The following is a 20,711-nucleotide window of genomic DNA, read 5'->3' as shown; positions in this document are numbered from 1 at the left end:
CCATCTAGTTTTGCGGTAATTCCTTTAGTGCCTGTTGTATCTGCAGTGATGTTTAGGGAATTTCCGTAATCTAATGTTTGGTCGTCAATGTTTATGGTTGAGTTGATTTTGTTTACTGTGATTTTTGCTGTTTTTGTAACTGGATTGTGATTGTCATCGGCAATTGTGGTAACTGTTAATGTGTAGCTGCCTGCATCTAATACTGGAATTTCTATTGTGTATCCGTCAACTTTGGCATCTTTGCCATCTAGTTTTGCGGTAATTCCTTTAGTGCCTGTTGTATCTGCAGTGATGTTTAGGGAATTCCCGTAATCTAATGTTTGGTCGTCAATGTTTATGGTTGAGTTGATTTTGTTTACTGTGATTTTTATGGTTTTGTTGCTTTTTTCGTAGTTTTTATTTCCGTCGAATGTGATTGTGATGTTTGCTGTGCCTGCTGAAAGTGCGGTGATGTTTCCGTCAGATGCGACATTGGCAACCTCGGGGTTATCGCTTTCAAAATAAATTCGTCCAGTAGCTTCTTCAGGTTCCAATGCATAATTGACTTTGGATTTGTCATCTAAGTTTAGTTCCAAATCACTTGCAACAATTTTCACTGATGCCTTATTAACAGTAATTGTCACTGTTTTAGTTACGGAGATGTGGGTTTCATCAGGTATTGTTGTCACTGCTAAAGTGTAGTTTCCAGCATCCAAATCTGAAATTTGAATTGTAAAATTATCAACAACACTAATGGATTTATCATCAATCTTGGCGGTGATGCTTGTTGCACCTTCAGTTGGTACGGCAACAAGTTTGGATTCAGGGTAATCTAGAACGATATCATCAAGATAAATAGTTGAATTGGTTTTTCTAATGTTTATGGTTGCGCTGTTGACAGTTGTCTTTTTAAAATTGGTATATGTTGCATTGATTTCATAAGTTTTGTAATCTTCAAATGTGTGCATTACCCACCATGTGTCCTTGGAATCATATGTTCCGTTGAGTTCATCACCGTTTGGTAGGATAAACACTAATTTGCCACCTATAATGTCGGTTGGTATGTTTGATTTTGCAGTGAGGTTAACTATCTTGTTGCTGGTTGTCACTGGGGTTACATTAATATAGTATTCTGTGTTTGGAATTACTGTTATGGTTCTGTTGATTGCTTCAAATCCAGCATATTCAGTATTGAAAATGGCATAATATGTGCCGACCGGCAAATCAACAGTCCATCCTTCACCGCTTAAGCAGCTGTATTCTCCGATTAAAGTGTCATTGTTATCGTATACGCTTATTGATATATTTCCATTGTTGACAGACATGCCACTATTTGTTCTCAAGTCAAATGTTAATTTTTCACCGGAATTATTGAGTGTTATGAAATCATCCACATTCAATGTAGGGGGAACAATCTGCGTATTGACGGTTGTGTCTGAATCTTTGAAGATACATGTGTCTGCAGTAACTGAATAGGCTTCTGAATAAATATCAGAACCTTCCCCAGCATAATTTCCACTAAAATAACAATTTGTCACAGTAACATTACCATTTTCATTGAAAATTGCACCACCCCAACTGTTTTGGTCTCCTTGGTTATTGATAAAAGTACAATTTGTCACAACACCATTGTTATAATCTTCAAAGTAAATTAAACCCTTCCACTGTCCATTGTTATCAATGAAATTACAATCGAAAAATTTAGCATCATTACCAGTAATATAAAAAGCAAGACCGGTTGTGTCACGACATGCATTTTTAATTGTCAGATTTTTAACTGTTATATTGTTATTAGTTATATGGAATACTTGGGTATCTGATCCTTTCATGTCAATGGCAGCACCGTTACCGTCAATAACACTGTTGGGAACACATAGATTAATAAATTCTAGTTCTTGACCTGTGCCATCATAATTATAGAATTTATGTTTCAGTGTGATATTTCCTCCTTCACCAATCTCTTTTTTCAAATCATCAAATGTGGCATTTGTATTTGGATCAATATCCTCGCCAATAATTTAAGTATCTTTTACACTTTGTATTTCATCATCATTTGTTTTGCTTAGTACTTGGTTGTCATCCGTTGTTTTCAAATCCTTTTCTATAGATGTTGATTCTATTTCTTGATTTTCATCACTCATCATTACTTTATCGTCAACTTCTCCAGCGCTTACACTGGCAATGCTGAATAGGATAAAAATAGAAAGAATCAATATTATACTTTTGTATTTCATGTTTTTTTAACTCCTTTTCTGTTTAAAAATTTTGTTTTTGATGAATATAAAAATGTTTTTGTAATGTTAAAATTGAGGGGGATGGTTGATTAAATACTTATTTAAAATAGTAATGTTCAAAACATTAATTTGGAAAATATTGGTTTCATTAAAAGAAAACTTAGAAAATTTTAGTGATAACTTCATGAAATCATTTCATGATTCGGACGTTTTAAACATGAGTTTTGGATGATTTATCCGTTTTGGCGATGATATCATATTTTGTTTGTTTTAAATAATTGTCCACAAAAACTCTTCATATTCTTTTAATAATGTTTTTTTTTCCATGTTATCACCTAAATAAACATCTGCATATAAATGACGATGGCTGGAATAATCAGTATTCCCATAAGATGGGATTTTCCAACTCCAATGTAATGGGGAAGCATTCCCATGGCTGTTGAAGTAATCAAAGCCAGAGTCATATAAAAAACCGGAGCCTGATAATAAAAAATGAAGATGTATAATATCAATATCTGAAGCAATATCACTCCAATGGATAATTTCTTGTAATCAACACCTCCCATCAGTCTGGAAAATGAATCTCCTAATTTTAAAGACAATACCAATGAAACAGACACTGCTATCAGGGATGCGAAAATAAAAATCATCAAATGGTTCAGTGTCATCTCAGAGATTAGATAAGACATGTAAACGGCAATTCCGCTTCGGGGATTTCCGATGATATAGATTGCAATCAATGAAAAAAGACAATCCGAAACGTTCAGTCCTGAAGTTGCAAGTAAAAAGTTAACTGTGTCATCATCGTCATTGTCATTTGTGCCGCTTGCAGCCTGCGCTATCACGGTTCCCTGTGCAGGTCCGAATCCCGGAAGAAAGCCAAGTATGGCTCCGGTTATTCCGCCTGCAAAAATGCTTTTATATTTCCCCAAATCCAGATTAAGCTCATAAAATTTGTTCTGATGAGGTATTGTTGATGAATCATTCAGGCTGAATAATATTGTGCTTATTCCAAAAAGGCCTGAAAATGTGCACATTAGGGACACTCCTGATGAAATTGGGGTTTGAAAGATAATCCAGCCCAAGATTCCTGAAAGGATGAAAAGAAGAAGTGACCATAAAAAATCCCTCATGGAATTTGTCATGTTGTAAGTCAAATAAACGGATGCAACAAGCAGGATAATCCATGTAAATGGCTTTGTCAAATCATGCATTATCGGAAGTGCAACTGCAAAGATTGGCATCATCAATATTGTAACTATGATTGCTCCAAATCCTCCGACTGAAACAATTCTTATGACTTCTTTTGATCTTCCATGCAGAACCATTCTGTGTCCTGGAAGTATTGATGTTGCGGTTCCCTCCTGCGGCACTCCCAAAAGCATTGAAGGTACAAATTCAATCAGGGCATGGGCTATTGACATTGCAACCATCAAAACGCAAAGAAATTCCGGTGAGAGGATTGTCAAAAGAAAACTTGAAGATGCGAACAAAATTGCTCCGGCAGTGTTAACATGTATTCCAGGTATCATTCCTGTTGTTGTTCCAATCAATATGCCTATAAAACAAGCTATTACTAATTCAATCATAGCTATTAATTGTTCTAACTTTAATTTATACTTTGTTGAAGTAATTAAGTAATATTTGCTTTGTTTTGAAAAATTAAAGTTGTTTGGAAATAGTTATTCAATTGAAGAATTGTTGTGGTTTTGCATGTATTCAAACAGTTGACAAAAAATAGTGGGCATTGAAATTCCAGAAATGGTTAATGTTTTAAAAGATAGGGGCATATTATGACAGTTATTTATTTTGAATCGAAAATCGATTAGAATTGATTCCTGTTGAATTCAAGGGACTTTAGCGATACTCTGGTTAGAAGTTTCAGCAAATCTTTGCGGGGGATATCCAATTCTTCACAAATCATATTGTCCCATTCTTTTTCTTTTTCTATTAGAAATTCGGATGTTTCAATTCCCTTTTTTGTTAAGGTGATTTTATATGCTCTTTTGTTGCATTCGTCAATTTCTCTTGTGATCAATCCTTTTTCCTCAAAATCTTTAAATGCTCTTGAAACTCCGCTTCTGTCCATTAGGCATGCCTTTGCAATGTCGGATTGGTTTGTGCCCATTTCATAATATAAAAACAGCAGCATGTAATATTGGCTTGGAAGTATCTCCGTTTCGCTTTTGATGTGTTTATTCATGTAAAAGTCATGGGTTTTCATCAATGAAATCACGTGGTTTACTAAAAATGGAGAATCTTTAATAATTTCGTCATATTCTATCATAATAATGGCTCCTTACTAATTAATATTATAATAATTAAGATTTAAATAGTATTTGTAACATATTATACACAACAAACTATGGGGTGCAATTATGAACAAAAAAATCATCATCATTTTTGCAATTGTCTGTGTTGGCTTTGTGTTGCTTACAAGTCCTGCGTTTGCAAAAGAAAACGTTAATGTAAAAATATCCACTGACAAATGGCTTAACGGTAAGGGCGTTATTTTAATTAAGCTTGTTGATGACCGTGGCAGAGAAATCCATACCAATGGAAAAATCAATTATACGATCACTGATTCCAATGGCCATTATGAATGGAAATATAAGTCATATACCAAGTTTCTTCGTATAAAATATGATGCGGGATGGTATAATGTGCAGGTAAAATTCGATGGGGATAAAAAGTACAGTTCCGCTGTTTCATCTCAGGACGTTAATGTACCAACATCCAGCCCTAGTTTTGATGCCTATAATTATTATGATAATCATAATTGGGGTTTAAACCAAAAAATGGATGATTATATAGAGGATAATTACTGGGATGAGGAGATTTATGATGATCCTTCAACGTATGACGGTGAAGGATATTGAAATTTTTTTTTTAAAAAGAGATGTAATTGGTGTTTAAATATATGGAGGAGTTTAAACACCAATCGTGTTTTTGTGGAAAATTTGGCAGTAATTTTCCATGAATATTAAATTAGAAAATTGAGAGAAAGCTAATTCAATATTCTATTCTATATTTTTGGAGATTGTATTATTACTTGACTAATAATATGTTTTGTTTTAAAGCAATGTTTAGGCAAAAATTTAGGTGTGCCTAAATTACATCACTTGTTTAAAATGTTGGTCATGGTGGTATATAAAGGTTTCGATTTTTTAGGCATACCTAAATTTTTATTATTTTGGTATTCCTAAATATTTATATAGAATAAAAATCAATAGTAAACTATGTTTAGGTTAACCTAATTTTTTAATATTCGGGTCTAGACTTAAACTAGAAAATAATTTTTTTTAGTAAATGGGTGATGTTTTTGTTAAAATGTCATCTATTGATGTTAAATAAAAGGGAGAATGGTTAATGACAGAATTAATTGTAGGATTAGCAGGAAACCCCAACGTGGGTAAAACTACTGTATTCAATCAATTAACTGGTATGCGCCAACATGTAGGTAACTGGCCTGGAAAAACTGTTGAACGGGCAGAAGGTCACTTTTCACATGGTGGCTATGATTATGATGTTGTCGACTTGCCGGGTAACTATGCATTAAGTGCTCATTCAATGGAAGAGATTGTTTCTCGTGATTTCATTGTGGATGATGACTCTGATGTTATTGTTAATGTAGTTGATGCTGCTAATTTAGAACGTAATTTATATCTTACAGTCCAAATGATGGAATTGGGGGCTAATTTGGTAATGGCTCTCAACATGAATGATTTTGCAAAGAAAAAAGATCATATAATAGATATTAAGTTGATGAGTGAACTTTTAGGTTTCCCAGTTATAGAAATCAATGCAAAAACCAAAGACGGTTTTGAAGAATTGTTGACAACTGTGGAAAAGGCTTCAAAAAACCCGATAGATTCAAGTGAAAAATTGTCCTATGGTAATGAAATTAAAGGACATTTGGCATCAATTCAGCAATTAATAGAACAGGACAGCAGTTTGCTCGATGTTCCTTCAATTTGGACTGCAATTAAACTCTTGGAAAAAGATTCAATCGTAATAGAGAAGGTTCAACAATCCAGTAAAAGTTCTCAGATTATGGTTGAAGTGGATAAGGTGGCAAGCCACCTTCACGATGTTTATCAGGAAGGTGCTGAAGAAGTTATTGCAAATGCAAGATATTCATTTATTGACGGTTTGATGGCTGAAGCCGTTAAAAGGCCAGCTGTCGAAAAAGAAACAACAACAGATAAGATTGATAGAATTGTTACCAATAGGATTTTAGCTATCCCAATTTTTATTATTATAATGTACTTATTGTTCCAGTTAACATTCACAATTGCAACTCCGTTCGTTGATTTAATTGATGCTGGATTTTGTGCACTTGGTGAATACTTGGCCGAAGCAGTTGGAAACGAAATGTTAGGTTCATTCCTCCAAGACGGACTCATTGGTGGTGTAGGTGGAGTACTTGTGTTCTTACCGCAAATTATTCTCATGTTCTTGTTCTTAAGTATCTTGGAAGACAGCGGATACTTGGCAAGGGCTGCTTTCACATTGGATAAAATCATGCACTCTTTAGTCGGTCTTCACGGTAAAGCTTTTATCCCTATGATTTTGGGATTCGGTTGTGGAGTGCCTGCTGTAATGGCAACAAGAACAATGGAAAACGAATCTGACCGTTTACTTTCCATGATGCTTATTCCTTTCATGTCTTGTACTGCCAGATTGCCAATCTACTCAATCTTCATTGCAGCATTCTTTACTGCAAATCAAGGTTTAATATTGTTGTCTATCTATTTATTAGGTATTGTTGTGGCACTTATCGTTGCAGGAATACTCAAAAGAACTATGTTTAAAGGTTTATCTGCACCATTTGTTATGGAACTTCCAACTTATAAAGTTCCATCTGTAAAAGGTGTATTGTTGCATACCTGGGATAAAACCAAAGGATTTTTAAGAAAAGCAGGTACCATCATTTTAGGTGCAGCTATTGTTATTTGGATTTTAAGTTACTTGCCTATGGGTGTAGAATACGGATCCCAAGAATGTGTATTAGGTATGATTGGTACTGCAATTGCACCTATATTTGCTCCATTAGGTTTCGGAACATGGCAAGCTGGTATCGCAATCCTTACTGGTTTGGTTGCTAAAGAAGTGGTTGTATCAACATTCGCTACTTTAGGCGGACTTGAAGAAGATGATGAAGAAGGTGTAACAGAGTTAGTTCATGATGCATTTACTCCTTTATCTGCATATTCGTTCATGGCATTTTGTTTATTGTATGTGCCTTGTTTTGCATCTCTCGGTGCAATCAAACAGGAAACCAACAGTTGGAAATGGCCTTTAACCATGGCATGTATTACTTTAGTAACTGCATACATCGTATCTTTATTAATTTACAATGTTGGTTTATTGGCTGGATTTGGATAAACATATGTGATGGTAATTAGTTTACTAATTATCATTATTTTTTTAATTTTTTAGTTATGACTAAATCTTTATATACTATGTTGTACAAAGTTTTGTATACCTAAAAATTTATTTTATTGTAATGGTGATATTATGAAAACATTAAGTGATGTAAAACCTGGTGAAACAGTAACCTTAGTTAAATATCACGATACCGGTGACGTAGATTTAAGAAGACATTTATTAGGTATGGGTTTTGTAAGGGGAGCTCAAATTCATGTTAAACAAGTAGCTTCTTTGGGAGATCCTATTGAAATGACTATTAAAGGTTACGATGTTTGTCTTCGTAAAGAAGAAGCTAAAAATATTGAAGTTGAATAACTTCAATGTTTTTTATTTATTTTTTTAATTCTTTTTTTAACGGTGTTATTATGAAATGTCGTATGTGCGGTTTCGAGTTTGATGAAAACGCTTTAGAAAACAGGGGTTGCGTCAGTTGCGGTAAACATGATAACTGCAATCAGGTTCACTGTCCTAATTGTGGATTCGGCAATTATCCTGAACTTGAGGAAGAGTTTGAATTCATTGTCAAACTTAAAAATAAATTTAAAAATAGAAAAAAAGCTACAAATTAAATATTTTTAGCTTTTAATATTTCTTTTACTGTTTCTTCAATGCTCAATTTTTCAGTGTCAACATTCAATCCGTTTTCTTTTAATTTATATAATATTTCAGTTGTCACTGGCGCTTTTAGATGAGCTTTTTTTAATAATTCCTTATCGGAAAATATTTGATGGTTGTTTCCTTCAGCTATTATTTCTCCGTTGTATAAAACAAAGATTTTATCTGCAAATTCGTTTACCATTTCTATGTCGTGTGATGAAATTACAATGCTCATTCCTTCACTATTGAGCTTGTTCAGGATGGCTAATACCTTATCAACACCTTCCGGGTCAAGGCCTGCTGTGGGTTCGTCCAAAATCATTATGTCTGGTCTCATGGCTACAATGCCTGCAATGGCTACTCTTTTCTGCTGGCCTCCACTTAGGTGGTGAGGTGTTTTATCTTCAAACCCTCTCATTCCAACCATTTCAAGTGCTTCTTCGATTCTTTTTTTAACTTCATCATACTCAAGCCCCAGATTCATTGGTCCAAAGGCAACATCCTCTTTCACGGTTGGTGCAAAAAGCTGGTCATTTGGATCTTGAAACACTATCCCCACTTTTTGCCTTACTTTAAGTAGTTCATCTCTTTCAAATATGATTTTTTTGCCGTCTATTTCAACATGTCCTGAGGTAGGCTCTGTCAAACCGTTGAAATGGGAAAATAATGTAGATTTGCCTGCACCATTTGGTCCTATAATAGCTATTTTCTCCCCCTTTTTGACTTGAATATTTACATTCTTTAAAGCTTGGGTACCGTCATGGTAAGTAAAACATAAGTCTTTTGTTTCTAAATGGATGTCTGTCATTTTAAACCTCTAATTAATTGATAAATTTTGACCAAAGTAACCTAATTGACCACCGAATTTGAATAATATGATTTCTAATATGATTACTAAAATTATTATTGAAATCAGGAACATATAATCGCTTTTTTCAGGGGATTTTTTTTCATTGAACATTTCTGAGGTATCTGAAAATCCACGACTTATCATACTTTTGTGAACTCTTTCTCCCTGTTCATATGCCTTCAGAAACATCATTCCTACCGTATATCCGACTTGTTTAACTCTCCATTTGTAGGGTACGTTTTTGGAATGGATGTTGAAATTCCTTGATTTTTGACTTTTGCGTATTGCAGCAAGCTCATCAACAAATAAAAATAGGAATCTAACCATGATGGATAATATCATTGCCAAATCCCTTGGCATTTTTAATTTCCTGAATGAACTAGCCATTTCTTGAAGTGGTGTTGTTGATGAGTAGATGATTACTGCTGTCAGGGTCACGATTAATCTGACCAGCAATAGAATTCCCCAATTGAGTCCCACGTCAGTTATGTTCAACCATGAATAGCTCCAGATAACGTTTCCCGGTTGGATGAACGGTTGAAAAATAATTACTGCGCCACCAAACGGAAGCAGCATCAGTAAACGTTTGAATGAATCTTTGTATGAAAGCTTGGCAATTTTAAGAATAATGAGTAGAAAGACTTCTAAAATTATTGGTATGAAAATTTCGTTGGAGACAACACAAACAACGATTATAAAAATTGTTGAGATTAATTTAATCCTGCCTTCTAAATTATGTATGGGGCTGTCCTGTGAAGCCAAATCATCGAATCTTATTATCTGTGTTATGTCTGCCATATCAATTCACTATTATAATATTAAAAATTCGTAATATATTATTATTTGCTTATGTTAATTTTAATCAATTTCAATTATTATTTAAAAAAAGGGATAGTAGAAATTAATTGAATTAATTTCTACGTTTTACAACTTCTGCAACAACATATCCTACTACCAATGTTACAAGTACGCCTATTATCAGGGCCACGACTTGCAATGCTTGGTTTTCAGGATCGTTTGCAAATGCATAATCTGGGAGGGCTGCTTCTGGAACACCGTTGACTTCTTCTACTGTGAAGTTTTCGTCAAGTCCGGCGTCTTCCGCTGATTTTTCCAATCCGTCTGGGTCGCCAGATGCGATGTATGGTGAGAGAACACAAATGACAACACAGATTAGGACTGCAATTCCAATTAATGTCATGTCTTTTTTATCCATATTATGCATCTCCTTCAGTCACATCTTTTTTGTTCCATGCGAGTAAATCTGGTCTGAATTTATCTAAAGCCACAAGAACAATTACGGTTAATACTGCTTCGATTATTCCAATAAAGACATGGTAAAGTACCATTGATGGAATACCAATGTTCATTGGGAAGGTTCCAGCAATTCCCATTTCGATAGCACAGGCAAGTGCTGCAATAACTGTTGCTAACCAGGCGCCGATACCTGCTGCTGCGTATTTTCCAATCATTCCTTGCAATCCTTTAAATGTGTAAAGTCCTACAAATCCTCCAATAATTGCCATATTTAATACGTTGGCTCCTAATGCAGTGATTCCTCCGTCTCCGAAGATTAATGCTTGTATTAATAATACAACTGTAAATACTAATACTGCAGCTTCAGGCGCAAGGAATACGATTGCCACTAATGCTCCTCCAACCATGTGTCCACTTGTACCGAATGGGATTGGCATGTTCATGGACATGATTGCAAAGATACCGGCAGCCAATACAGCTAAAAGAGGGATACGTTTTTCATCCAAGTTGTTTCTTGCCCATTTCACAGAGAAATACAATGCAACTATTAGAATCACATAATATATTAGACATTGTGAAATAGGAATAAATCCGTCAGGTATATGCAATTTTCATTCCTCCATATTTCAAAAAGTAATACTTTTTTGTTTTCATTTTATATATGCTGTATTACTTATCTCTTTTTTAATTTAGTATTTTCCTAAAATATCAAGTTTAATGTATTTTTTTTAAATTTAATGCGTAATAATTACTATTTTCACTTGATGTATAATATTTATAAGGATATTGCATATATAAATGTTATTAAAGTAATACAAATTAGTATTATCTATAGTTTTTTGTAATACTGGAATCCAAAAAAAGCAATTAATTTTTTACTTTTACTAAGTAAATTGCATAAATTAAAATGGCTATTAAAAAGTATACGATTACTTGAATGTCTAAAATTCCGGTTTCAATGCCTAAAATTGCATATGTTAAAAGTAAACTATAAAGGCCAATATAAAAGAAGTCTTTGGTTTTTTGAATAATTTTAAATCCTATTCCTAAAATGAAACCTAAAATGCACATTTCCACTGCAACACCCACTTTTCCAAAATCGATTACCATCTGTCCTATGAGTGTGGGTGTTATTGTAACTTCACTTCTCCAGGCAATTAGCTTTCCTACAGTCATTCTTGGTCCCAGTTCGCTTCCTGGAATTGCACTGGCCAATAATTTACCGTGTGTTAAACCGAAATCTCCTCCAAGAAAATCAAGCAAGTTTAAAACATGCAGTGTGAAGTCCGCCCTGTTTTGGAGTGTGCTCAATGGGTTTGTTGCAGTTGTTATGCTGAACTCCTTAACTGATCTAAAATAACCAATTCCTATGATTGCACATACACCAATTAATCCTCCGACAACAACTTCCCATGGAGAAACAATATTTCCAAAGTAACCTATGATTATTATTATAAGAAATGATGCAAGTAGTGGTGTCCTATACCCTAGAGTTAATAATAATGCACAGTCAATCGCCAGCAGTAATAGGAATCTGAATCTCACCTGTGGGCGAGTAAGTTTGTTCATCTGAAAATCTTTAAGGTATGCACTTGCAATTAAGCAGGTTGAGGGAATGATTAAAAAAACAGGCATTGTAAATGCTGGTTTGAGTAGATATCTAATTGAAGGCTTTAGAATTGGAATTCCTCCAACAGAAGCGATGCTCAAAAAGAAAAATGCTATGCTTACCAACATTAAACAAAATCCAAGTGAGTAAATGTCGTCCCGTTTAAATTCTATTGCTGCTTTTGTATTGTTGTTGAGTAAAAATTTTGGAAGCACGGCTGATCCAATAATGAATGCGGCAAATCCTATAGCTAGTGTAATTGCCAGGCTGGTTGTTACGGTATTCAGTGACAATAATAGGAATATTGAAAACAGCAAAATCACAATCAGCGGATTAAATATGTGATTTTTTATGATGTTGTTTCTGTTTAAAAAGTTTAGGAAATTTTCGCTTGGGTAGAACTTTTTAAAATAACTTTTGAGCCATTGTTGTTCTATGAATGATAAAATGGAAAAAATTATTGTAAACAGAAGTGATTTGTGGAATTCATAACTGATTCTATTTACAATTGAAGTAAATTTAGAGTAGATTAGGCTCATATTTTACCAACTTAAAAGTTTTTAATATTCAACACGTCATAGCTGTTTTTAATTGCATTCATTTGGCTGTCGCTGCAATTATAAACCCTAATTGTTATGTCTTTTGTAATTCCATTGAAATTACCTAAAACTGAATTAGCATCCTTTATGTTGTCGTTAGTTGATTTGATGATTTTTAGTTTTGTATTTGTGCCGGGATCTTGACATTTAATTGATTCTCGTTTATCTTTACTATTTAAAACATTTGAAATTTCTTGCATTTTGGTGGAATCAATTGTTTTTGTTGATATTTCTGTTGAAATTTCATAATCTGTGCCGTTTGGGATTTTACTTACCATATCATTTAATGATGATATATTCATCGGTTTCACGTTAAATTCAACTAGATTCTCATATTTTGTACCATTTGTTTCAATGGATAGTGTTTTGATGTAAATATCTGCTTCAGGAATACTTTTGTATAATCCAAGCAAATATGGCTTGTTTTCAGAATCAATTAATACTTTGATGTTTGTTCCTCCGTTGTCCTCTACCCATTTTATGGTACCGTTGATATTTACTTCTTCGCCGTTTGTTGCATTAGTGCCCTTTACGGTTGCTTTCATTACATTTCCGGCCATGTAATTTGGGAAGTATGTGTCAGGTATTTTGTTTATGGTTGATGCATCGAAAGCAGTTTTTTGTATGTGTGATGAATCATCTGAAGTGATGTGTATGAAGGCGAAAACTACTGCACATATCACTAATATGATGATTATGTAGTCGACTAATGAAAACTTTTTGAGAATTTCTTTCATATTTAAAACCTGTTTAATCTTCGTAAATTGCGCCAACTGGACAAACATCTACGCATTCGCCACAGGAATCGCATTTTTCATTGTCAATAATGACTTTATATGCTTTTTTTGTAATAGCTTCTTCCATACAAACGTCAATACAATCTTCACAAATTCCGCATTCTTCCATATCAATTTGCAATTAATACACCATTTTATTTGAATTTAAAAAAACTTTATTATATAAGGGTTTGATTAACTTAATATTTATATACTTTGTTAGATAATATTAATGTGTAGTTTGTGTTATTTTTTGAATTTATGTAAAAAAATCGCAACATTTATATACTACAAAATTAAATATCAATATTGTATGCAAGGGTGCCCGAGCGGCCAAAGGGGGAGGACTTAAGATCCTCTGGTATAGGCCTTCGAGGGTTCGAATCCCTTCCCTTGCACTATTTATACTTTTTAAGATTTTTTTCATTCTCGATTATGCCTTAGTGGCTCAGGTGGTAGAGCGCTACCTTGGTAAGGTAGAAGTCGGGGGTTCGAATCCCCCCTAAGGCTTTAGGCTATTTTTTTATAATTTTAACATTTTTTTTTTGAATCGATTATTTTATGCAGGCCTTGATGACATTCCGAATTGAATTAATCACATAATTATCAATATCCGAATGGAAATGGTCACTATGTTGTTATTAATGATTTTGGCAAGTGATATTCTCTTAAAACGATAAAAGATGATATTTTTAAAATGATGCATGGTAGATTAACAATAGTTTAAATACTTTGAAAAATATATCTATTTAAGATATAATTAATGTCTTTGAATATGTAATATATGTGAGGTGGAAGTAATGAATTATTCAAAAATAATATTGGTTGGTTTTATTTCAGCTTTTGTTGCAATTTTAACATCTGTTTTAGGGGTTGCAGGTACCGTTATAGGCTCTGTTATTTCATCAGTGTTATATAATATGCTTTCCGAAGCGTTAGAAAAACCGGTGTCCAATGTGTCTATCAAACATGAATTTGAATGGGATGTTGCATATGTATTTCCATTGATAGTAATAGCATTGATCCAATTGTTGTTGATATGTTCATTCCTGGCAGAGTGGGGAATATTGCCTGGAACTTTCTTAAATGTTTATCTTTCACTTCAGGATTTTGCTGATAATAATTTGTACAGGATTCTGGGTTTGGCTTTAATAATTATCAGTGTCTATCCGTTATTCTTAAAGCCTGAAAACGTTAAAAAAGTTCATGGTGTGATTATAGCTATTGTAGGTATAATATTTTTAGCTAGAGGATTCGTGGATTTTGGAAATCCCGTCACTAATCTCTACCACCCTATATTCGAAGTATTCGATTTCCCTATTGCAGTTATTGCATTCATATTGCTGGTGACTGTAATAGTGAGGATTTTAAGTTCCGCCTGGAATTCAGACCATTCCGGTGAATCTGTTTCAGAAGAGGATGTAAAAGGATTCGTTGAAAAAAATAAGTTTTATCGCCAACAGGATGAAGGATATTCTGATAGAAAAGTTATACATGTTAGGAGAAAACCTCAATATGGTGATTCAAACTACAGAAGGGTTGCCCATTCCAAATCCCAATATCAAAATAAGGCAACTCATAAACATCACAGAAACAGCAAGTTCTCTAAAAATTTATCAAATGAAAAAGCTTCAAAGCCTCAGCAGGATGTCAAACCGGAGCCTGTTGAGAAAGGTCATAAGATTAACAAGTCTTCTAAAAATATCCAATTTGAATCCAATGATTTGCTGGATGAATATAAAAAGTAAGAGGTAATATGAGTAAAAAAGACAAAACCCTGAAGGATATATTGGATTTGATTTTATATGAAAATCCCTCCACTCAGGATGAAATTGCAGAAAAACTAGGGATAACTCGCAGATATGTTACTCAATTATTGCAGCCATTAATTAAAGATGGCACTATCAAAAGGGCATATGTTATTGACATAAAGGGATATGAAAAGATTGCCGAATCATTAAGCGATTACGTTAGCCCTAAAGAAAGTTCAGGAAATGTCCTGGTGAATGATATGCTGGCCAACATGGCAAGGCATGTTCATTCTCAGCTTGAAGAGTCATTCACTGCAGTTTTGGAATATGATGCGGAAAAGGCCAATCATGCTTTGGAAATGGATTTTGCCACCAACAATATGGTTGAAAAAATCAGAACCTCTGTTGAAACCATAGTCAGCATCAATAAGCATTCAGAATTTTCAAAATCAATGCTTTATAATGAAGTTGCATATGATTTGGAAAGAATCGGAGATTATTGTGGCCATATTGCAAAATTCGTAATCAATGATGTGTATAGGATTGATGATAATATCCTTAAGAAATTAAAGAAAATGTATAAGACCGCTCAAAAAATGATTCGTTTGGCTATGAAATCATTCATTGAAGGCAAAACTGAATTAAAAGGGGATTTAATGGAGTTGGAGGATTCAATTCATATTCTTCAATCTAAAGCTATTAATCTGATTGCCACTCAAATGGCTGAGAATTCATTTGATGAAAAAGAGCGTTCAAATTATTTTATTTATTTATTCAGAGTTATCAAAGCATTTGAAAGGATGGGGGACATTTCTGTTGAAATAATGGATGTTTCCATTGAATTCCATGAAAATATTCCTAGGTCCACCACTCCAAGGTCTTTCAGATAAATTATTTAAAAAAAGGTGATTGGATTAAACCAATCTAGTTATCATATATTTTTGTTGTGGCATGTCTATCTGCCCAGCATTGTACGCATACTCCAACAGGCAAGCCTGCAGTGTGGGTGTGTGCTTTTAAAATTTTTACATCTAATGCGGTGGTCTTTCCACCAAGTCCCATTGGCCCAATTCCAGACGCATTGATTTCTTCTAAAATTTCCTCTTCCAGTTTGGCTAATTGAGGATCCGGATTTCTTTCACCTATTTTTCCAAGCAATGCCTTTTTACCAAGTTTCAGACATAAATCTGAAGTTCCGCCTATTCCAACTCCAATGACAGTTGGTGGACATGGTTTTCCTTTTGCTTTCAGGACGGATTCCACGACAAATTCTTTTACTCCTTCGATTCCTTCTGCAGGAAGTGCCATTTTTAATGCATTGTTGTTTTCTGAACCGAATCCTTTTGGCAATATTGTAATTTCTATATAGTCTGCATCAATCAGTTCAATGTCAATGGGTGGGATGTAATCTCCCACATTGATGTTGGTATTTTCACGGGTTAGCGGGTCTACGATGTTAGGTCTGATTGGGATTTCTTTTGTGGCTTTTTTAATCCCCTCTTCAATTCCTCCGCGCAGGTCTTCAACTTCAACATTTCCTAATTTGACAAAAATCACAGGCAGACCTGTATCTTGGCACATTGGAATGCCTTTTTCTTCTGCAAGTTCAATATTTTTTAAAATCGCTTCAATATTTAACCTTGCAAGCTCATGTTCTTCAATTTTAAGTGCATCTTCAAGTGATTTTTTAACATCTTCACCTAGAACAATGACTGCCTTTTTGTAAAGTTCATAAACAGTATCTTTAATGGTATCTTTGGAAATCAAAATAAAACCCTTGTAAATTTTATAATCTTATTTTTTGATTTCAAGATATTTAAATTTTAATTACATTGATTGGGCAAACTTCAACGCAGTCTCCACATCTATTGCATTTTTCGCCATTTATTGTGATGGCTCCGCCCAGAACTTCAACGGCATCCTGTTTGCATGCTTCAATGCATGGAGCTTCTGATGGTTGGCAATTCATACAAAATAAGTTGGGAGTGTCAACATTTGGTGTTTGTTGACAACTTCCACAGGTTGTACAATCTGTACAATTTCCTGAATTTAACATAATTCTATTTTATTCGTCTAAAACAAGTCTTGCTCTTGCTTGACTTGTAATTACATGGACAAAGCCACTTTTCTTACCTTCGGGTTCATATAATCCTGCCATTTTGGACAAGAATTTTTCCTGATTTTTAGATTTGACTTTAGCAGGATCAACGATAGAAATGGCTCTTTTGGTACATGCTTTAATACATGCAGGTCCTTCTTCTCTGTCAGCACAGAGGTCACATTTCTCAGCAATACTTGCTTGGAATGTCATTGCACCGAATGGACAAACCATTACACATAATCCACAACCTATACATTTTTCAGTATCGACGCCGTTGTCGTCAATTGCATCGGTTGGACAGATTTTGATACATGGTGCATTTTCACAATGTTGACATACAATGGAATAATATAAAGAATGATGTTCTATAATTTTTATTCTACTAGCACTGTGGACAGATGCACACATATTTTCACAATTCATACATCCATCACATAAATTGCTATTTACAGAAATTTTTTCCATTGTTTAGCCTCCTATAAACCTAATTCGTCACACTCTGCATCAACGTATTTTTGTATTTTCGCAATGAGTTCGTCATCCAAGTGTCTGAATCTTTTTTGCGGTCCTAAGTATTCTTTTACAGGTTTGCGTTCTTCTGGCCTGTAAGTGATTTCGAACTTGCCGTCCACGATTTCATATAAAATCCAAGATCCAGTTTCCACAGCTAGTCTACCCATTTCAATTGTTTTTTCAGAAGAGAATCCCCAACCGGTAGTACATGGTTGTTGCAAGTGTATGTAAGCTGGTCCTTTGGTTTCAGCAGCTTTTTTAACTTTTTTAACGTAATCTTCTGGGAAAGCTATTGATGCTGTAGCCACATATGGTATTCCATGTGCTGCCATAATCATAGGCATGTTTTTCTTAGGTTTGTCTTCACCAAAACTTGCGCTTCCCATAGGGGATGTGGTTGTGGTTGCACCGAATGGGGTTGCCCCACTTCTTTGGATACCTGTGTTCATATATGCTTCATTATCATAACAGATGTAGGTCATGTTATGTCCTCTTTCCATAGCTCCGGAAAGGGATTGTAAACCGATGTCTACAGTTCCTCCGTCACCACCGAAAGCGATAACATTAACATCGTCTTTTCCTTGGATTCTTAATGCACTTTCTACACCGGATGCTACAGCACCGGAGTTTTCAAATGCAACGTGAATGAATGGAACTTCCCAAGCAGTTTCTGGGTAAGGAGTTGTCATAACTTCAAGACAACCAGTAGCAGAAATAGCTACAGTATTTTCTCCTAATGCATTTAAAGCCAATTTAACTGCAATAGATGCTCCACAACCAGCACAACCTCTGTGTCCTGGTGCTAATAAATTTTTATCAGGTATGTCTACCATATCTATTCCTCCTTAAGTCCAATCCATGTGACTTCTTTTTCAGGCACATTTTTAGTTTTTTCGTAAACTTCTAAAATTGCATCAGGTGTAATGTCTCTTCCACCTAAACCAGCAATAAATCCGTAAGCATCTTTGTGTATTTTTGCTTTAATGTCGGTGTATAATGCTCCACCGATACCGAATGTTACGTTTTTATCAATTACTGCTAATTTTTCACAATTTTTAACAGCTTCATCAATTGCTTCTACTGGGAAAGGTCTGTAAGCTCTAATTTTAAGCAAACCGACTTTTTCGCCTTTTTCTCTTAATTGGTCAACAATCACTCTAATGGTACTGCAAAGTGATCCCATTGCAACAAATATGATGTCTGCATCTTCTGTTTTGTATGGTTCAACAAGTCCATATTTTCTTCCGAATATTTCTGCAAATTCATCACAGGTTTGTTGAATTACTTCAAGTGAGTTTTCCATTGCGACTTGCATGTCATGTCTTGCTTCAAGATAGTAATCTGGGTCTGCTAGGTTACCAATGGACATTGGGTCTTTCGGATCAAGGTATGCATGTTCAGCATTGTATGGAGGTAAAAATTCATCTACCGGTTCTTGGTCCGGAATTTCTACAGGTTCGACGGTATGGGTTAAAATGAATCCGTCTAAACATACCATTGATGGGAGTAATACTTTAGGATTTTCAGAAATCTTGTAAGCCATTAAAGTAGTGTCTAATGCTTCTTGAGCGTTTTCAACATAAATTTGCAACCATCCTGCATCTCTTTGAGCGATGGAATCTTGTTGATCATTCCAAATGTTTAATGGTGCAGAAATTGCCCGGTTTGCATCAGCTAAAACGAAAGGTGTTCTCATACCTGCTGCTGCAAATAATATTTCATGCATTAACATTAGTCCTTGTGAAGATGTTGCTGTAAATACTCTTACTCCTGTAGCACTTGCTCCGACAGCAGCACTTATTGCACTGTGTTCGGATTCTACTTTAACATATTTAGCATCGATTTTTTGATCAGCAACATATTGTGCTAAATATTCTGAAATTGTAGTTTGTGGAGTAATTGGATAAACAGGAATAACTTGTGGCTTAGCCAATCTTGCAGCTTCTGCAACTGCTTTGTTTGCGGTCATTACTTCTCTTATCATTAAATCACTCTCTCTATTCTTTTACCATTTCGATTGCATCGGATGGGCACTCATGCGCACAAATTCCACATCCTTTACAGTAATCGTAATCAATATCATGTTGTTTGTTTACACTAGAATCTGGACAGAATACGATGCAATTATCACAGTCAATACATTTTTCTTTATCTAAAATAGGTTTGAAAGTTCTCCAGCTTCCAGTTTTGTTATTTTTACTACTTCCGGGTGTTGTAATTACACAGCCTATATTTACCATTTTCTCACCTTTTTATCCCATTTCGTAAGCTTTTTGAGTAGCTTCCGCATTTAGTTCTCCAATTTTTCCAGGGAAGGTTTCTCTAATCACTTCAACAAGTGATTCAATACTTACTACATTGGTTTTTTTAGCAAAATATCCTAGGATGATTGTGTTTACAATGTTACGTCCTAACATGTCTAATGCGATTCCAGTTGCATCAATACTGTATACTGTATGTTCGCCACTGCCTTCAAAATCAACAGTATTGATTATTACTTCAGTATTGTCTTTAATTCCTGAAAATACATCTACTACATTCAATAATCCATCGTCTAAAACTAATACATAGTCTGGATTATAGATTTGGTATCTCAAATCGATTGGCTTGTCATCAATTCTGGTGAAAGCCATAACTGGAGCTCCCCTACGTTCAACTCCAAAAAATGGGAAAGCTTGAACATATTTTCCGTCTTTAAATGCTGCTTTAGCCAAGATTTCAGCAGCTGTTACAGAACCTTGTCCACCTCTTCCATGAAAACGAATTTCAATCATTAAATTTTCCTCCATATATTTATCATGTATAATCATTATAAATTCTAAAATATATAAATTTTATGTAATTTTAATTATTTTTTAATAAATTTGTTTAGTTGGATTTAATGGATAATTAGTTTTTTGTTTATTTTTTTAATAATTCATATAGTTTCTTTATTATATTTTTAATGATTTATTATAATTTTTTTAACATATGTGATAATTATTGGAAAATTTATTTTCAAAGGGTTAATAT

The 20,711-nt window shown here is 34.3% G+C and carries 24 protein-coding genes and 2 tRNA genes; 8 read left to right on the top strand and 18 right to left on the bottom strand.

All coding sequences use genetic code 11. The features are described 5' to 3' along the window. The 4 genes from UIB65_RS08675 to UIB65_RS08660 form a co-directional block, all read right to left on the bottom strand. Positions 1 to 1,949 (bottom strand): Ig-like domain-containing protein (locus tag UIB65_RS08675; protein WP_330040974.1); only part of this gene is annotated, 1,949 nt, incomplete at its 3' end. A 48-nt stretch (positions 1,950 to 1,997) separates the two neighbouring features. Next, on the bottom strand, positions 1,998 to 2,213 hold the full coding sequence (locus UIB65_RS08670; RefSeq protein ID WP_330040972.1) for a hypothetical protein: 216 nt from the start codon (positions 2,211 to 2,213) through the stop codon (positions 1,998 to 2,000). A 335-nt stretch (positions 2,214 to 2,548) separates the two neighbouring features. After that, entirely contained in the window at positions 2,549 to 3,802 is a 1,254-nt protein-coding gene (locus UIB65_RS08665) for a tripartite tricarboxylate transporter permease (protein ID WP_330040971.1), read from the bottom strand. Between the two features lie 236 nt (positions 3,803 to 4,038). Beyond that, positions 4,039 to 4,500, bottom strand: a complete 462-nt coding sequence (locus UIB65_RS08660) for a MarR family transcriptional regulator (protein ID WP_330040970.1) — start codon at positions 4,498 to 4,500, stop codon at positions 4,039 to 4,041. 91 nt (positions 4,501 to 4,591) lie between these two features. Between UIB65_RS08660 and UIB65_RS08655 the strand changes: the two genes are divergently transcribed. The 4 genes from UIB65_RS08655 (at position 4,592) to UIB65_RS08640 (ending at position 8,215) form a co-directional block, all read left to right on the top strand. After that, entirely contained in the window at positions 4,592 to 5,092 is a 501-nt protein-coding gene (locus UIB65_RS08655; RefSeq protein ID WP_330040968.1) for a hypothetical protein, read from the top strand. 490 nt (positions 5,093 to 5,582) lie between these two features. Continuing rightward, a complete protein-coding gene (feoB, locus tag UIB65_RS08650) occupies positions 5,583 to 7,601 on the top strand; it encodes a ferrous iron transport protein B (RefSeq protein WP_330040967.1) in 2,019 nt (672 codons plus the stop codon). Positions 7,602 to 7,730: 129 nt separating this feature from the next. Beyond that, positions 7,731 to 7,961, top strand: a complete 231-nt coding sequence (locus UIB65_RS08645; protein WP_330040975.1) for a FeoA family protein — start codon at positions 7,731 to 7,733, stop codon at positions 7,959 to 7,961. Between the two features lie 50 nt (positions 7,962 to 8,011). Then, on the top strand, positions 8,012 to 8,215 hold the full coding sequence (locus tag UIB65_RS08640; RefSeq protein WP_330040966.1) for a hypothetical protein: 204 nt from the start codon (positions 8,012 to 8,014) through the stop codon (positions 8,213 to 8,215). On the opposite strand, the gene UIB65_RS08635 is transcribed toward UIB65_RS08640, so the two are convergent. The 7 genes from UIB65_RS08635 to UIB65_RS08605 all read right to left on the bottom strand — a co-directional run bounded on the left by UIB65_RS08635 (position 8,212) and on the right by UIB65_RS08605 (position 13,476). After that, positions 8,212 to 9,051 carry an ATP-binding cassette domain-containing protein gene (locus UIB65_RS08635; RefSeq protein WP_330040965.1) on the bottom strand — a complete coding sequence of 280 codons (840 nt, stop codon included), beginning with the start codon at positions 9,049 to 9,051 and terminating at the stop codon, positions 8,212 to 8,214. The genes UIB65_RS08640 and UIB65_RS08635 overlap by 4 nt on opposite strands. 9 nt (positions 9,052 to 9,060) lie before the next feature. Continuing rightward, on the bottom strand, positions 9,061 to 9,891 hold the full coding sequence (cbiQ, locus tag UIB65_RS08630; protein WP_330040963.1) for a cobalt ECF transporter T component CbiQ: 831 nt from the start codon (positions 9,889 to 9,891) through the stop codon (positions 9,061 to 9,063). A gap of 112 nt (positions 9,892 to 10,003) precedes the next feature. Continuing rightward, positions 10,004 to 10,309, bottom strand: coding sequence for a PDGLE domain-containing protein (locus UIB65_RS08625; RefSeq protein ID WP_330040961.1), 306 nt, complete (start codon positions 10,307 to 10,309; stop codon positions 10,004 to 10,006). Position 10,310: 1 nt separating this feature from the next. Then, positions 10,311 to 10,958 carry a cobalt transporter CbiM gene (gene cbiM, locus UIB65_RS08620; protein ID WP_330040960.1) on the bottom strand — a complete coding sequence of 216 codons (648 nt, stop codon included), beginning with the start codon at positions 10,956 to 10,958 and terminating at the stop codon, positions 10,311 to 10,313. Between the two features lie 259 nt (positions 10,959 to 11,217). Then, a complete protein-coding gene (locus tag UIB65_RS08615; protein ID WP_330040958.1) occupies positions 11,218 to 12,498 on the bottom strand; it encodes an oligosaccharide repeat unit polymerase family protein in 1,281 nt (426 codons plus the stop codon). 11 nt (positions 12,499 to 12,509) lie between these two features. After that, the gene (locus UIB65_RS08610) at positions 12,510 to 13,295 is read right to left on the bottom strand and encodes an adhesin (RefSeq protein WP_330040957.1); all 786 of its coding nucleotides are present in this window, start codon (positions 13,293 to 13,295) and stop codon (positions 12,510 to 12,512) included. A gap of 13 nt (positions 13,296 to 13,308) precedes the next feature. After that, positions 13,309 to 13,476 carry a 4Fe-4S binding protein gene (locus tag UIB65_RS08605; protein ID WP_330040956.1) on the bottom strand — a complete coding sequence of 56 codons (168 nt, stop codon included), beginning with the start codon at positions 13,474 to 13,476 and terminating at the stop codon, positions 13,309 to 13,311. Positions 13,477 to 13,649: 173 nt separating this feature from the next. Between UIB65_RS08605 and UIB65_RS08600 the strand changes: the two genes are divergently transcribed. The 4 genes from UIB65_RS08600 (at position 13,650) to UIB65_RS08585 (ending at position 15,975) form a co-directional block, all read left to right on the top strand. Next, positions 13,650 to 13,732: transfer RNA gene (locus tag UIB65_RS08600), tRNA-Leu, on the top strand. Positions 13,733 to 13,771: 39 nt separating this feature from the next. Further along, positions 13,772 to 13,844: transfer RNA gene (locus UIB65_RS08595), tRNA-Thr, on the top strand. Positions 13,845 to 14,134: 290 nt separating this feature from the next. Further along, positions 14,135 to 15,082 (top strand): hypothetical protein, encoded by a 948-nt coding sequence (locus UIB65_RS08590; RefSeq protein WP_330040955.1) that lies wholly within the window; start codon positions 14,135 to 14,137, stop codon positions 15,080 to 15,082. Between the two features lie 8 nt (positions 15,083 to 15,090). Then, positions 15,091 to 15,975: a PhoU domain-containing protein gene (locus tag UIB65_RS08585; RefSeq protein WP_330040954.1), complete on the top strand. Its 885-nt coding sequence runs from the start codon at positions 15,091 to 15,093 to the stop codon at positions 15,973 to 15,975. 34 nt (positions 15,976 to 16,009) lie between these two features. On the opposite strand, the gene UIB65_RS08580 is transcribed toward UIB65_RS08585, so the two are convergent. Genes UIB65_RS08580 through UIB65_RS08550 form a run of 7 tightly spaced genes read right to left on the bottom strand, consistent with a single transcriptional unit; the run spans position 16,010 to position 20,473 of the window. Continuing rightward, complete coding sequence (locus tag UIB65_RS08580; protein WP_330040952.1) at positions 16,010 to 16,852, bottom strand: fumarate hydratase; 843 nt, start codon at positions 16,850 to 16,852, stop codon at positions 16,010 to 16,012. 49 nt (positions 16,853 to 16,901) lie between these two features. Beyond that, on the bottom strand, positions 16,902 to 17,141 hold the full coding sequence (locus UIB65_RS08575; protein ID WP_330040950.1) for a 4Fe-4S dicluster domain-containing protein: 240 nt from the start codon (positions 17,139 to 17,141) through the stop codon (positions 16,902 to 16,904). A 9-nt stretch (positions 17,142 to 17,150) separates the two neighbouring features. Further along, complete coding sequence (locus tag UIB65_RS08570) at positions 17,151 to 17,651, bottom strand: 4Fe-4S dicluster domain-containing protein (protein ID WP_330040949.1); 501 nt, start codon at positions 17,649 to 17,651, stop codon at positions 17,151 to 17,153. An 11-nt stretch (positions 17,652 to 17,662) separates the two neighbouring features. Then, on the bottom strand, positions 17,663 to 18,532 hold the full coding sequence (porB, locus tag UIB65_RS08565) for a pyruvate synthase subunit PorB (protein ID WP_296805379.1): 870 nt from the start codon (positions 18,530 to 18,532) through the stop codon (positions 17,663 to 17,665). Between the two features lie 2 nt (positions 18,533 to 18,534). After that, positions 18,535 to 19,683 (bottom strand): pyruvate synthase subunit PorA, encoded by a 1,149-nt coding sequence (gene porA / locus UIB65_RS08560; protein WP_330040948.1) that lies wholly within the window; start codon positions 19,681 to 19,683, stop codon positions 18,535 to 18,537. 13 nt (positions 19,684 to 19,696) lie between these two features. After that, on the bottom strand, positions 19,697 to 19,939 hold the full coding sequence (gene porD / locus UIB65_RS08555) for a pyruvate synthase subunit PorD (RefSeq protein WP_294999778.1): 243 nt from the start codon (positions 19,937 to 19,939) through the stop codon (positions 19,697 to 19,699). Positions 19,940 to 19,951: 12 nt separating this feature from the next. Continuing rightward, a complete protein-coding gene (locus UIB65_RS08550; RefSeq protein WP_330040947.1) occupies positions 19,952 to 20,473 on the bottom strand; it encodes a pyruvate ferredoxin oxidoreductase subunit gamma in 522 nt (173 codons plus the stop codon). Positions 20,474 to 20,711: the final 238 nt, after the last annotated feature.

Origin of the sequence: Methanobrevibacter sp., from assembly GCF_036307625.1 — an archaeon.
Taxonomy (GTDB): Archaea; Methanobacteriota; Methanobacteria; order Methanobacteriales; family Methanobacteriaceae; genus Methanocatella.
This window is presented reverse-complemented; position numbering and strand designations above follow the sequence as displayed.